The organism is Sphaerotilus sp. (assembly GCF_013299175.1).
GTDB lineage: Bacteria > Pseudomonadota > Gammaproteobacteria > Burkholderiales > Burkholderiaceae_C > Sphaerotilus.
This window is the reverse complement of the sequence record NZ_JAAFKF010000013.1, coordinates 22,207-35,588: the sequence shown is the minus strand read 5'-3', so window position 1 is coordinate 35,588 and position 13,382 is coordinate 22,207. Positions and strand designations below refer to the sequence as shown.

Here is a 13,382-nt window from a genome sequence, read left to right as displayed (position 1 = left end):
AGGTCGCGCCCCGCCAGGGGTGTTGCTCCCTGCGGGGCGTCTGCGATGGTTGCTGGCGCCCCTTCTTGTTTTCCGGGCTGAACTGGACACTGGACATTTCCCATGAAAAACCGCACGCGCATCGCCTGGACCTTCCTGGCCCCGATGCTGATCCTGATGGTGCTGGTGGCTGGCTGGCCGCTGGCGCGGTCGATCTGGTTCAGTTTCACGGACACGAACATCAATAACATCGCCGAGTACAACTACGTCGGCTTTGACAACTACTTCTCCGAGTACGGCCTGTTCGGCAACTCCATCTTCTCGGCCGATTTCTGGGCGACGGACTGGGGCGTGTCGATCAAGAACACCTTCCAGTTCTCGTTCTTCTCGGTGATCCTGGAGACGCTGGCCGGCCTGGGCGTGGCGATGCTGCTGAACCAGGAGTTCAAGGGCCGCACGCTGGTGCGCACCGCCGTGCTGGTGCCCTGGGCCATTCCGACCATCGTGTCGGCCAAGATGTGGGGCTGGATCCTGCATGACCAGTTCGGGCTGATCAACCAGTTGCTGGTGGACTGGGGCGTCATCGCCAACAAGATCGCCTTCACCGCCGACCCGGCCTATGCGCTGTGGACGGTCGTGGCCGTGGACGTGTGGAAGACCACGCCCTTCATGGCCCTGCTGATCCTGGCCGCGCTGCAGACGCTGCCCAAGGACTGCTACGAGGCCGCGCGTGTCGATGGCGTGCATCCGCTGCGGCTGTTCTGGAAGGTGACGCTGCCGCTGATCAAGCACCCGCTGATGGTGGCGGTGATCTTCCGGCTGCTGGACGCGCTGCGCATCTTCGACCTGATCTTCGTGCTGACCTCCAACAGCGGCTCCACCATCAGCATGTCGGGCTTCGTGCGCCGCGACATGGTGGACAACGGCAACCTCGGCTCCGGCTCGGCGGCCTCGACGTCGCTGACGGTCATCATCTTCCTGGCGGCGCTGCTCTTCATGCGCGCTGCCCGCGTCAAGCTCAACGAGGAGTCGAACTGATGAACCGGCGTCCACTCTGGGGTTCGATCGTCCTGTACCTGCTCGCGGCGCTGGTCGTCGTGGTGTCGGTCTACCCCTTCCTCTACACCGTCACCACGTCGCTCAAGACCGGCACGGCGCTGTTCAGCACCAGCCTGCTGCCGGATGCACCGACGCTGAGCAACTACGTCACCCTGTTCAACGGCAAGCAGCCCTTCGGCACCCAGCTCGGCAACTCGATCATGGTGGCCACCATCACGGTGGTGATCTCGATGCTGATGGCCGTCACGGGTGCGTATGCCCTGGGCCGCATCGACTTCAAGGGCAAGAGCGCGCTGCTGCTGACGATCCTGGCGGTGTCGATGTTCCCGCAGGTGGCGGTGCTGTCGGGCATGTTCGAGCTGATGCAGGCGCTGGGGCTGTACAACCGCTCGATCGGTCTGGTGGTGCCGTACACGGTGTTCACGCTGCCGTTCACGGTGTGGATGCTGACCACCTTCATGCGCGGCCTGCCGAAAGAGCTGGAAGAGGCCGCGATCATGGACGGCTGTGGCCCGCTGCGCATCATCTTCGAGGTCTTCATGCCGCTGCTGGCGCCGGCGCTGGTCTCGACCGGGCTGCTGGCCTTCATCGGCGCGTGGAACGAGTTCCTGTTCGCGCTGACCTTCATGACCGACGACTTCCAGCGCACCGTGCCCGTGGGCATCTCGATGATCTCGGGCGCCACGGCCTACGAGATTCCGTGGGGCAGCATCATGGCCGCCTCGGTGATCGTGACCGTGCCGCTGGTGGTGCTGGTGCTGGTGTTCCAGAAGAAGATCGTCTCGGGTCTGACGGCTGGGGCCATCAAGGGTTGAGGCGATGACGACCATGACGACGATGGTGAAAGCCTCCAACAGCCACTGGTGGCGCGGTGGGGTGATCTACCAGATCTACCCGCGCAGCTACCAGGACAGCAATGGCGACGGCGTGGGCGACCTGCCCGGCATCACGCGCCGCCTCGACCACATCGCTGCCCTCGGCGCGGACGGTATCTGGCTGTCGCCCTTCTTCAAGTCGCCGATGAAGGACTTCGGCTACGACATCAGCGACTACTGCGATGTCGATCCGCTGTTCGGCACGCTGGCGGACTTCCGGGTGCTCGTCGATCGGGCGCACGCATTGGGCCTGAAGGTGATGATCGACCAGGTGTATTCGCACACGGCCGACCAGCACCCGTGGTTCACGGAAAGCCGCCAGAGCCGCGACAACCCCAAGGCCGACTGGTACGTCTGGGCGGATGCCAAGGACGACGGCAACCCGCCCAACAACTGGCTGTCGATCTTCGGCGGCTCGGCGTGGCAGTGGGACACGCGGCGGCGCCAGTACTACCTGCACAACTTCCTGACCAGCCAGCCGGACCTGAACTTCCATTGCCCGGCGGTGCAGGACGCGGTGCTCGGCTGCGTGAAGTTCTGGCTCGATTTCGGGGTCGATGGCTACCGGCTCGACGTGGTGAACTTCTATTTCCATGACCGCCAGTTGCGCGACAACCCGGGTCGCGGCATGCCCGACGGCAGCGATCCTGCGGTGAGTCCCGTCAACCCGTATGCCTGGCAGTGGCACCACTTCGACAAGAGCCAGCCCGAGAACCTCGTGTTCCTGCAGCGACTGCGGGCGCTGGTCGATCAGTACCCCGACACGACGATGGTCGGCGAGATCGGCGACGACGACGGGCTGGCCCGCGTGGCCGAGTACACCGGCGGCGGCGACAAGCTGCACATGGCGTATTGCTTCGATCTGCTGGGCGAGCCGCACTCGGCACCTTACCTGCACGGCGTGTTCACCCGCTTCAACGAGGTGGTGGGCAGCGGCTGGCCGTGCTGGGCGATCACGAACCACGACATTCCCCGCGTGGCGACGCGCTGGGGGGGCGCGAACCCGCCGATGGGTCTGCTGCGGGCGGCGGCGGCGCTGCAGTTGAGCCTGCGCGGCACGGCGTGTCTCTACCAGGGTGACGAACTCGGCCTGCCGGAAGCGCAGGTCGCGTTCGAGGACTTGCAAGACCCCTACGGCATCACGATGTGGCCGGAGTACAAGGGCCGCGACGGCTGCCGCACCCCGATGGCGTGGGAGACTGACGCGCCCGACCTCGGCTTCGGGGCGGCCGGCTCGACCGTCAAGCCGTGGCTGCCGGTGTCGGAAAGCCACCGCGCGCTGGCCGCCGATCGGCAAGAAGGTGATCCCGCGTCGCTGCTGTCGCACTACCGGCAGTTGCTGGCGTGGCGGCGTGGCGTGCCGGTGCTGGTCCACGGCGACATGACGCTGCTGCCGGTGCATCCGCAGGTGCTGGCCTTCGTGCGCGAACACGAAGGTGCGCGGGTGCTGTGCGCGTTCAACCTCAGTGACGAGGCGGCGGAGGTGGCGCTGGACGCTGCCGGGACGGTTCGCTTCGATCCCTGGGGCGTGCTGTTCACTCCACTATGAATCCTGTCATGAAAGCTCCCAACAGCGGTTGGTGGCGCAGCGGCGTGGTCTACCAGATCTACCCGCGCAGCTACCAGGACAGCAACGGCGACGGCATCGGCGACCTGCCCGGCATCACGCACCGCCTCGACCACATCGCCCGCCTCGGCGCCGACGCGGTCTGGCTGTCTCCCATCTTCAAGTCGCCGATGAAGGACTTCGGCTACGACGTCAGCGACTACAACGACATCGACCCGATGTTCGGCACGCTCGCCGACTTCCGGGCGCTGGTCGATCGGGCACACGCGCTGGGCCTGAAGGTCATCATCGATCAAGTCTTGTCGCATTCGTCGGACCAGCATCCGTGGTTCAAGGAAAGCCGCCAGAGCCGCGATGTCCAGGTCAACCCCAAGGCCGACTGGTACGTCTGGGCCGATGCCAAGGACGACGGCAACCCGCCCAACAACTGGCTGAGCGTGTTCGGTGGCAGCGCGTGGCAGTGGGACACGCGGCGGCGCCAGTACTACCTGCACAACTTCCTCGCCAGCCAGCCGGACCTGAATTTCCACTGCGCCGAGGTGCAGCAAGCCTTGCTGGACTCGGTGAAGTTCTGGCTCGACTTTGGTGTCGATGGCTACCGGCTGGACGCGATCAACTTCTGCTTCCACGACGCCGCGCTGCGCAGCAACCCGGGTGCGGGAATGCCCGATGGCAGCAACCCGACCGTGGCGGCGAGCAACCCGTATGCGTGGCAGCACCATGTTTTCGACCGCAGCCGCCCGGATGCGCTGGGTTTCCTCGAACGCCTGCGCGCCCTGACCGACCAGTACCCCGACACGATGATGGTCGGCGAGATCGGCGACGAGTCCGGCATGGCGATGGTGGCGCAGTACAGCAGCCCGTCCGCCGACGGCGCCGAGCGGCTGCACATGGGCTACTGCTTCGACCTGCTGGCCGACCGGCACGACGCGCCTTACCTGCACGAGGTGATCGCCAAGTTCGAGCGCGTCGCGGCGGAAGCGGGTGGCGGCTGGGCCTGCTGGGCGCTGTCCAACCACGACTGCAAGCGCATCGCCACGCGCTGGGGCGGCGAGTCTCCGAATCCGGCGCTGTTGCGGCTGGCCCCGGCGCTGCAACTCAGCCTGCGCGGCGCGGTGTGTCTGTACCAAGGCGAAGAACTCGGCCTGCCCGAAGCGGACATCGCCTTCGAGGATCTGCAAGACCCCTACGGCATCACCATGTGGCCCGAGTTCAAGGGCCGCGACGGTTGCCGCACGCCGTTTCCGTGGGAAACCGCCGCGCCGGACCTCGGTTTCGGTGCGCCGGGCAGCAGCGTGAAACCGTGGCTGCCGGTGGCCGAATCGCACCGGGCGCTGGCCGTCGATGCGCAAGAGTCTGACCCCGCCGCGCTGCTGCACCACTACCGCCACCTGCTGCAATGGCGCCGCACCCAGCCTGCGCTGATGCAGGGTGATCTGACGCTGTTGCCGGTGCATCCGCAGGTGCTCGCCTTCGTGCGCAGCCACGGCGACGAGCGGCTGCTGTGCGCCTTCAACCTCAGCGCCGAACCGGCGACGCTGACGCTGCCCGATGGGGACCAGGTCAACGCGCAATCGACCCTGTCCTTCGACCCCCATGGCGTGCTGTTCGCACGCCTGACCTCCTCCGCAAGGGACCGCCATGTCACGCATTGACTTCAAGAACATCGGCAAGCGTTACGCCCCCGGCCTGCCGCTGACGATCAACAACGCCAACATCACCATCGACAAGGGTGAGTTCTGCGTGTTCGTCGGGCCTTCGGGCTGCGGCAAGTCCACGCTGCTGCGCATGGTCGCGGGGCTGGAGGACATCACCTCGGGCGACCTGTCCATCGGCGGCGTGCGCGTCAACGACCTGCCGCCGGCCAAGCGCGGCGTTGCCATGGTGTTCCAGAGTTACGCGCTCTATCCGCACATGACGGTGGCCGAGAACATGGCCTTCGGGCTGCGCGTGCTCGGTTCGGACAAGGCCGCGATCGAACAGAAGGTGAAGAAGGCCGCCGACATCCTGCAGCTCACCCCGCTGCTGGACCGCTTGCCCAAGGCCCTGTCCGGTGGTCAGCGCCAGCGCGTGGCGATTGGCCGTGCCATCGTCAAGGAGCCGGATGTGTTCCTGTTCGACGAGCCGCTGTCGAACCTGGACGCCGCGCTGCGCGTGCAGACCCGGCTGGAGATCGCCAAGCTGCACCACGACATCGGCACCGCCAGCATGATCTACGTCACCCACGACCAGGTCGAGGCGATGACGCTGGCCGACAAGATCGTGCTGCTGCGCTCGGGGCAGGGCGTGCAGGACCACGGCAGCGTGGCGCAGTTCGGCACGCCGATGGACCTGTACCACCGCCCGGAAAACCTCTTCGTCGCCGAGTTCATCGGCAGCCCGAAGATGAACGTGCTGCCCGGTCGCCTCGTGCGCGCCGAAGCGGATCACGCGGTGGTCGAGGTGCATGGCGAGCAGATCACCGTCGCCGTGGACGCCCGCCGTGCCAAGGCCGGTGACGCGGTATCGCTGGGCATCCGCCCGGAGCACCTGCTGGCGGGGGACGCGGGCGTCGGCTCGCCGCTGCACGCCAAGGTGCGCCAGATGGAGCGGCTGGGCGATTCGTCGATGCTCTACCTCGACATCGCGCCGGACGCGCCGATGGTGACGCTGCGCCTCGAAGGCTACGCTGCCCACTCGGCGGGCGACCGCATCACGCTGCGGGTGCGGCCGGAACACGGCTATCTGTTCGATGCAGCCGGGCTGGCGTTCCAGCGCACCGTGCAACTGCCTGCCTGACCTCTGACCCGCCCGCCGACCATGACCGCACGCCCCGACCGCGACTGGTGGAAACAGTCCGTCGTCTACCAGATCTACCCGCGCAGCTTCTGCGACAGCAACGGGGACGGCATCGGCGACCTGCCGGGCATCACGTCGAAGCTCGACCACCTGCAGGCACTCGGCGTCGATGTGGTCTGGCTGTCGCCGGTCTACGCCTCGCCGCAGGACGACAACGGCTACGACATCAGCGACTACCGCGCCATCGCGCCCGAGTTCGGCACCATGGCCGAGTTCGACGAGATGCTGGCGCAGATGCACGCGCGGGGCATCCGGCTGATGATGGACCTCGTGGTCAACCACAGCTCGGACGAGCACGCCTGGTTCCGCGAGGCCCGGAAAAGCCGCGACAACCCGTACCACGACCACTACCTCTGGCGCGAACCCAAGCCCGATGGCTCGCCGCCGACCAACTGGGAAGCGGCGTTCAATGGCTCGGTCTGGGAGTGGAACGCGCCGACCGGCGAGTACTACCTGCACATGTTCAGCCGCAAGCAGCCGGACCTGAACTGGGAGAACCCGGTGCTGCGGGCCGAGGTGTACGCGGCGATGCGCTTCTGGCTCGACAAGGGCGTGGACGGCTTTCGCATGGACGTGATCAACATGGTCTCGAAGCCGTGGAATGCCGATGGCAGCCTGCCGGACGCGCCGATCGTGCGCGAAGGCTTCCTGCAGCCGGGCTTCGCGCTGACCTGCAACGGGCCGCGGCTGCTGGAGTTCCTGCGCGAGATGCGCGAGCAGGTGCTGGACCATTACGACACCGTCACGGTGGGCGAGGCGCCGCTGGCCACCATCACGCAGGGCCGCGAACTGACGAATCCGCAGACCGGCGCGCTGAACATGCTGTTCCAGTTCGAGCACATGGACCTCGACAGCGTGGGCGGCCACATGAACGGCAAGTGGGCGCTGAAACCGCTGGACCTGCGCGACCTGAAGGCGACGATGACGCGCTGGCAGGACGCGCTTTACCAGCAGGGGTGGAACAGCCTCTACCTGAACAACCACGACCAGCCGCGCCCGGTGTCGCGCTTCGGCGATGACGGTGTCCACCGGGTCGCGTCGGCCAAGATGCTGGCGACCTTCCTGCACGGGATGCAGGGCACGCCCTACATCTACCAGGGCGAGGAACTCGGCATGACCAATGTCGCCTTCCCCTCGATCGACGATTACCAGGACATCGAGATCCGCAACATGTACCGCGTCGCCACCGAGGAACGCGGCCTGGACCCGGCCGAGGTGATGGCGTCCATCCACGCCAAGGGCCGCGACAACGCCCGCACGCCGATGCAGTGGGACGCCTCGCCCAACGCCGGCTTCACGCGCGGCACGCCGTGGCTGAAGCTGAACCCGAACTACCCGCAGGTCAACGCCGCGCAGGCCGTGGCCGACCCGGACTCGGTGTTCCACCACTACCAGCGGCTGATCGCGCTGCGCCGCCAGCATCCGGTGCTGGTGCAAGGCCGCCACGACCTGCTGCTGCCCGACCACCCGCAGATCTACGCCTATACCCGCACGCTGGAGGCCGACAGCGGTACCGATGCCGATGCCGAACGCTGGCTGGTCGTCTGCAATTTCAGCGGCGACACCCCGGTGTTCGACCTGCCCGGCGAGGCCCGCGCCAGCGGGTGCGACTGGGTGCTGGGCAACTACCCGGTTGGCGACCTGCACGGCGAGGCGGCGCTGCGCCACTCGCCGCTGCGGCCCTGGGAAGCGCGGATGCTGCGCCTGCACGCCTGACGATGGCGCTCCCCCGAATCCCTGACCACAAGGAGGCCGCCGTGGCCACCGACACGATGTCCAGCCCCCGCGCCGCCGGGCGCACCGCCGCCCCCTGGCCCACGAACGACGCCCAGCTCGGCCGCGTCTGGCAGGCGCTGCACCAGACCCACGCGCACCAGCCGCATTGGTCCGCCTTCGACGACCGCCTGCGCGCCCACCTGAAGACGCTGCGCAACGAACTGGTGCCGCTGTACGGCCAACGGGACGACTTCGAGCCGTTCCTCGTGCGCCTGCTCGACACCGCCTGGGCCGCCTGGGCCGAACGCGCCCCGGACCTGAAAATCCTCGACGCCCAGCGCGAGCACGACCCCGACTGGTTCCAGTCGCAGCGCATGCTGGGCGGCGTCTGCTACGTCGATCTGTTCGCCGGCAATTTCCGCGGTATCGAGGCGCAGATCCCGTACTTCCAGGAACTCGGCCTGACCTACCTGCACCTGATGCCGCCCTACCTGTGCCCCGAACCGCACAGCGACGGTGGCTACGCGGTCAGCAGCTACCGGGCGACCAAACCGTCGCTGGGCACGATCGACGAGCTGCGCCACCTCTCGAACAAGCTGCGCGAGGCGGGCATCTCGCTGGTGCTGGACTTCGTGTTCAACCACACCTCGGACGAGCACGACTGGGCGGTCGGCGCGCGGGCGAACGACCCGGCGTTCAAGGACTACTTCTACCTCTTCCCCGACCGCACCCAGCCCGACGCCTACGAACGCACGGTGCGCGAGATCTTCCCCGACGAGCATCCGGGCGCCTTCTCGCAACTGCCGGATGGCCGCTGGGTCTGGACCACCTTCCACAGCTACCAGTGGGACTTGAACTACAGCAACCCCGAGGTTTTCCGGGCGATGGCCGGCGAGATGCTGTTCATCGCCAACCTGGGCGTCGAGTTCCTGCGCATGGACGCGGTGGCCTTCATCTGGAAGCGGCTGGGCACGTCCTGCGAAAACCTGCCCGAGGCGCACCACCTGCTGCGCGCCTACAACGCCGTGGCGCGCATCGCCGCACCCGCGCTGCTGTTCAAGAGCGAGGCCATCGTCCACCCGGACGACGTGGTGGCCTACATCGCGCCCACCGAGTGCCAGATTTCGTACAACCCGCTGCAGATGGCGCTGCTGTGGAACACGCTGGCGACCCGGCAGGTGGACATGCTGCAGAAAGCCCTGGCCGAGCGGCACCACATCGCCCCCGGCACCGCCTGGGTCAACTACGTGCGCAGCCACGACGACATCGGCTGGACCTTCGCCGACGAGGACGCGGCGCAGCTCGGCATCAACGGCTTCCACCACCGCCAGTTCCTCAACCGCTTCTACGTCAACCGCTTCCCTGGCAGCTTCGCCCGCGGTGTGCCCTTCCAGGACAACCCGGCCACCGGCGACTGCCGCATCTCCGGGACTGCTGCCTCGCTGTGCGGGCTGGAACAGGGTGACGCGCACGCGGTGGCGCGCATCCTGCTGCTGTACGGGGTGGCGCTGTCCTCGGGCGGCATTCCGCTGATCTACCTGGGCGACGAGGTGGGCACGCTGGATGACCACGGCTACCTCGACGATCCTGGCCAGGCCAGCGACAGCCGCTGGGTGCATCGCCCCGTGCGCGATGTGCGCCGCTACGCCGACCGGCGCGATCCGAGCACCGACGCTGGCCGCATCCACGCCGGGATGCGCCACCTGATCGCCCTGCGCCGCCACCTGCCGGCGCTGGCGGGGGGACACCTGGTGCCGTTCTTCACCAAGCATCCGTCCGTGCTGGGCTACTTGCGCGATGGTGCGGCGTACAGCGGACAGGGCAGCGTGCTGGTGCTGGGCAACTTCAGCGAGCACCCGCAGACCATCGCCGCCGAGGTGTTCTCGTCCATGCCGGCGCGCATGGTGGACCTGATCGGCCAGTCGGCGTTCGAGTCCCGGTCTGCCGTCACGCTGGCGCCGTACCAGATGGTGTGGCTGGTGCCGCGCGGCATGTGAATTGCTAAAGTGCAGTGACCGTTCGGGTGGATCCCCGCCTGTGCGGGGACGACGGACGATATGAGTACACACGCAGATTCCATGACCGCGCCGCGCTGGAAGGCACTCCAGGCGCTCACCCAGCAAGCCCGCACCATCATCCTGTCCCGGCAGGATCCGAACACCGGCCTGCTGCCCGCCAGCACCGCCATCACCGTCCACGGCGACTACACCCACGCCTGGGTGCGCGACAACGTCTACAGCATCCTGGCCGTCTGGGCGCTGGGCCGGGCGTGGCGTCCCCACGATCCCGCGCAGGCCGACGACCTTGACGCCGCCACGACCCGCCTGATGCGCGGCCTGCTGGCGGCCATGGTGCGCCAGTCGCACAAGGTCGAGCGGTTCAAGCACACCCAGCACCCGCACGACGCCCTGCACGCCAAGTACTCGACCCAGACCGGCGAACCGGTGGTCGGCGACACCGCGTGGGGCCATCTGCAGATCGACGCGACCGCGATCTTCCTGCTGATGCTCGGGCAGATGAGCGCGGGCGGGCTGTCGATCGTGCGCGACCGGGACGAGCTGAACTTCGTGCAGAACCTGGTCTGGTACCTCGCCCACGCCTGGCGCACGCCCGACTACGGCATCTGGGAGCGTGGCCACAAGCGCAACGACGGCCAGGCCGAACTCAACGCCAGCTCGGTCGGCATGGCCAAGGCGGCGCTGGAGGTGGTCAACGGCGCGCAGCTCCTGCCCGGCGCCGACAGCCCGCGCATCCACGTCCCTGCCGACGCCATCGCGCAGGCCCGCCACACGCTGGAGAGCCTGCTGCCACGCGAATCCGAGTCCAAGGAGACCGATGCGGCACTGCTGTCCATCATCGGCTTCCCAGCCTTCGCGGTGGGTGACGCCACGCTGGTCGAGCGCACCCGCAGCGAGATCGTTACCAAGCTGCAAGGCCGCTATGGCTGCAAGCGCTTCCTGCGCGACGGCCACCAGACCGTGACCGAGGACCACAGCCGCCTGCACTACGAGCCGGGCGAGCTGGAGCAGTTCGCGCACATCGAGTCCGAGTGGCCGCTGTTCTTCTGCTATCTGCTGCTGGACGCGGCCTTGCGCGGTGACACGGTGGCCGCGCGCGACTACCGCACCCGGCTGGAGGCGCTGATGGTGGAGCAGGACGGCGTGCGCTTGCTGCCGGAGCTGTATTTCGTGCCCGCCGAGCTGGTCGAGGCCGAGCGGCTGCAACCCCACAGCCAGCGCCGCGCACCCAACGACAACGTGCCGCTGGTCTGGGCGCAGAGCCTGTATCTGGTGGGCGTGCTGGTGCAGGATGGCTTTGTGTCGGCGCGGGCGCTGTTGCCGCGGGGGCGCGGGCCGAGTGATGCAGCGTCCAAGGCCATGATCGAGGCGGCGCGTGAACAGGTGCGCGTGCAGGTCGCCATCGTCAGCGCCGATCTGCTGGTGCAGGCGCGGCTGGCCTCGCATGGCATCGCCAGCGAGACGCCCGAGCTGGTGCTGCCGCTGCAGGTGCGCTATGCCGACGATCTGGCGCTGGCGCTGGCCGAGCTGGGGCGGGTGGACCGGCTGGGGTTGACGGGCCGACCGATCGAGCGGCTTGACAGCCTTGTCACCAGCCAGGTCTTCACGCTGCCCAGCGCAGGTGGCGCGGAGCAGACGATCGTCTTCCTTCCGGCGTTCTACAGCCGCCAGGGGTTTTATCTGACGCTGGACAACCGGCTGCTGGTGGCCGAGATCCGCGCGGAAATCGCCATGCTGCGCCGCCACTGGCAGGTACGCGACCAGCAAGGCCAGCCGCTGCTGCTGCTGCTGATCGGCGAGGCGATGCTGGGGGCGAACAGCGCCGAGGTGCTGCTGAACTTCCTGCAGGCGCTGGGCCGGGACGACACCACGGGCGTGGAGGTCGGGCCGCTGGAGACGCTGCTGCCACAGGCCCGCACCACGCGCATGGACTGGCTCGGTGCGGTGCCTTGGGTGGAAACGGCGGAGCTGCCGGCCATCGCCGACACCCGGATGCCACCGGATCTGCAGTGGGAGGAGGGCGCGACCCGGCCGCTGACCCCCGCCCGCGCCGCGGCACTGGAGCACGAAGCCGACGCCCAGCGGCTGCTGCAGCGGCTCGACCGCAGCCGCAACCCCTACGAGCAGATCGAGATCCTCGGGTTGCTGGTGCGCCGTGGCGGCACGCACTGGGGCACGCACCGCGGCGGCTCGGTCGGCCAGATGGTGCTGGACTTCTACGCCCGCGCTTGCCGGGGTCGCAAGTGGGGGCTGATCCGCCGCGCCGCCGGGGTGCTCGATCTGCACGACGATGCGCTCGAAGAGGCGGTGGCGCAGATCGTCGTGCGGCAAAAGCGTGTGGCGGTGGGGCGGGCCTATGGCGAGGGCGCGGTGATCAGCCGCCTGATGGGCAGCGCCGAGATCCACGCGCGCATCCGCCGCTACGGTGGGGACGACCCACGGGCGCGGGTGCTGCTGCAGGAGATCGTGCTGCTGCTGGGCGTGCTGATCAAGACGGACGCGGCGCTGTTCAAGGGAACGCTGACCTTGCGCGCCTGGTACCTGATCCTGCTCATCACCGGCTGGCTGGCCCGCGAACACGAGCTGACACAGGCCGAAGCGTTCGACTTCCTGCTGAGCCTGAGTCCGCACGCGATCCTGACCCGCCTGCGCGAGGTCATTGCCCACGAGCAGGACATGAACCGCAACCTGCTGCGCCTGCAGTCGCTGCATGGCCGCATCACCCGCAACGGCAGTGGCAGTGCCGCCGGGCTGGCAACGGTGCATTTTCCCGCCGGTGCTGACCCGGTGCTCGACCAGAACCTGGAGGGCTGGCTGGCGTGGCGCGAAGTGCAGGGTGTCATCACCCGCCTGCCCGAGGACTTCTATACCCGCGTCTGGCAGGTGCTGCGGCATTTCCCCGGCCTGGTGATCGGGGACCAGCTCGACAGCCGCAACCGCGTGGACAGCCGCGTGGCACGGGCCGACATGACGCCATCGGAGCGTGGTTTTGCGCTGCAGGTGGAGGATCTGCTCAACAAGATCCCGGCCCCCGAATACCGCCAACTCACGATCGAGGCGCTGGTGGCTGTCTCCGACATCTGCCGTGCCAATCCGCAGTTGCAGAGCGAGGGGCTGCTGGTGATGGACGTGCTGGTGGGCGTGGCGGTGCGGCTGGGTTGGGAGCAGTCGCTGCCGGTGCGCGCGGCGGACGAACCCGCGCCGGACTACAACGAGCACCGCGGCACGGCCTGGACCGCGTTCTACGCCAGCGCGCCGCACGCGGTGGCGCAGTGCGTGATGGCGGCGCTGGCCTTCCTGATGACACCGGAGCCGGTCGAGGTGGCCTGA

At 67.9% G+C, this 13,382-nt stretch carries 8 protein-coding genes; all 8 read left to right on the top strand.

From position 1 onward, the window contains the following. The first annotated feature begins 102 nt into the window (after positions 1-102). The 8 genes from QZW52_RS04055 (at position 103) to QZW52_RS04020 (ending at position 13,382) form a co-directional block, all read left to right on the top strand. Positions 103-1,017 carry a carbohydrate ABC transporter permease gene (locus tag QZW52_RS04055; RefSeq protein WP_293995620.1) on the top strand — a complete coding sequence of 305 codons (915 nt, stop codon included), beginning with the start codon at positions 103-105 and terminating at the stop codon, positions 1,015-1,017. Beyond that, the gene (locus QZW52_RS04050) at positions 1,017-1,853 is read left to right on the top strand and encodes a carbohydrate ABC transporter permease (RefSeq protein ID WP_293995617.1); all 837 of its coding nucleotides are present in this window, start codon (positions 1,017-1,019) and stop codon (positions 1,851-1,853) included. The genes QZW52_RS04055 and QZW52_RS04050 overlap by 1 nt, the downstream gene beginning before the upstream one ends. Before the next feature lie 13 nt (positions 1,854-1,866). After that, positions 1,867-3,462, top strand: coding sequence for an alpha-glucosidase family protein (locus tag QZW52_RS04045; RefSeq protein WP_434738267.1), 1,596 nt, complete (start codon positions 1,867-1,869; stop codon positions 3,460-3,462). A gap of 8 nt (positions 3,463-3,470) precedes the next feature. Further along, entirely contained in the window at positions 3,471-5,135 is a 1,665-nt protein-coding gene (locus tag QZW52_RS04040; protein ID WP_293995611.1) for an alpha-glucosidase family protein, read from the top strand. Beyond that, entirely contained in the window at positions 5,122-6,258 is a 1,137-nt protein-coding gene (locus QZW52_RS04035) for an ABC transporter ATP-binding protein (protein ID WP_293995608.1), read from the top strand. The genes QZW52_RS04040 and QZW52_RS04035 overlap by 14 nt, the downstream gene beginning before the upstream one ends. A 21-nt stretch (positions 6,259-6,279) precedes the next feature. Then, positions 6,280-8,034, top strand: a complete 1,755-nt coding sequence (locus QZW52_RS04030) for a glycoside hydrolase family 13 protein (protein WP_293995605.1) — start codon at positions 6,280-6,282, stop codon at positions 8,032-8,034. A 41-nt stretch (positions 8,035-8,075) separates the two neighbouring features. Then, the gene (locus tag QZW52_RS04025; RefSeq protein ID WP_293995602.1) at positions 8,076-10,031 is read left to right on the top strand and encodes an alpha-amylase family protein; all 1,956 of its coding nucleotides are present in this window, start codon (positions 8,076-8,078) and stop codon (positions 10,029-10,031) included. An 81-nt stretch (positions 10,032-10,112) separates the two neighbouring features. After that, positions 10,113-13,382: a phosphorylase b kinase regulatory subunit alpha/beta gene (locus QZW52_RS04020; RefSeq protein ID WP_293995599.1), complete on the top strand. Its 3,270-nt coding sequence runs from the start codon at positions 10,113-10,115 to the stop codon at positions 13,380-13,382.

What these genes read in the sequence shown, in the direction of transcription:
- QZW52_RS04055 (WP_293995620.1), top strand. Translation starts at nt 103, where the DNA reads ATGAAAAACCGCACGCGCATCGCCTGGACCTTCCTGGCCCCGATGCTG.
- QZW52_RS04050 (WP_293995617.1), top strand. Translation starts at nt 1,017, where the DNA reads ATGAACCGGCGTCCACTCTGGGGTTCGATCGTCCTGTACCTGCTCGCG.
- QZW52_RS04045 (WP_434738267.1), top strand. Translation starts at nt 1,867, where the DNA reads ATGACGACGATGGTGAAAGCCTCCAACAGCCACTGGTGGCGCGGTGGG.
- QZW52_RS04040 (WP_293995611.1), top strand. Translation starts at nt 3,471, where the DNA reads ATGAAAGCTCCCAACAGCGGTTGGTGGCGCAGCGGCGTGGTCTACCAG.
- QZW52_RS04035 (WP_293995608.1), top strand. Translation starts at nt 5,122, where the DNA reads ATGTCACGCATTGACTTCAAGAACATCGGCAAGCGTTACGCCCCCGGC.
- QZW52_RS04030 (WP_293995605.1), top strand. Translation starts at nt 6,280, where the DNA reads ATGACCGCACGCCCCGACCGCGACTGGTGGAAACAGTCCGTCGTCTAC.
- QZW52_RS04020 (WP_293995599.1), top strand. Translation starts at nt 10,113, where the DNA reads ATGACCGCGCCGCGCTGGAAGGCACTCCAGGCGCTCACCCAGCAAGCC.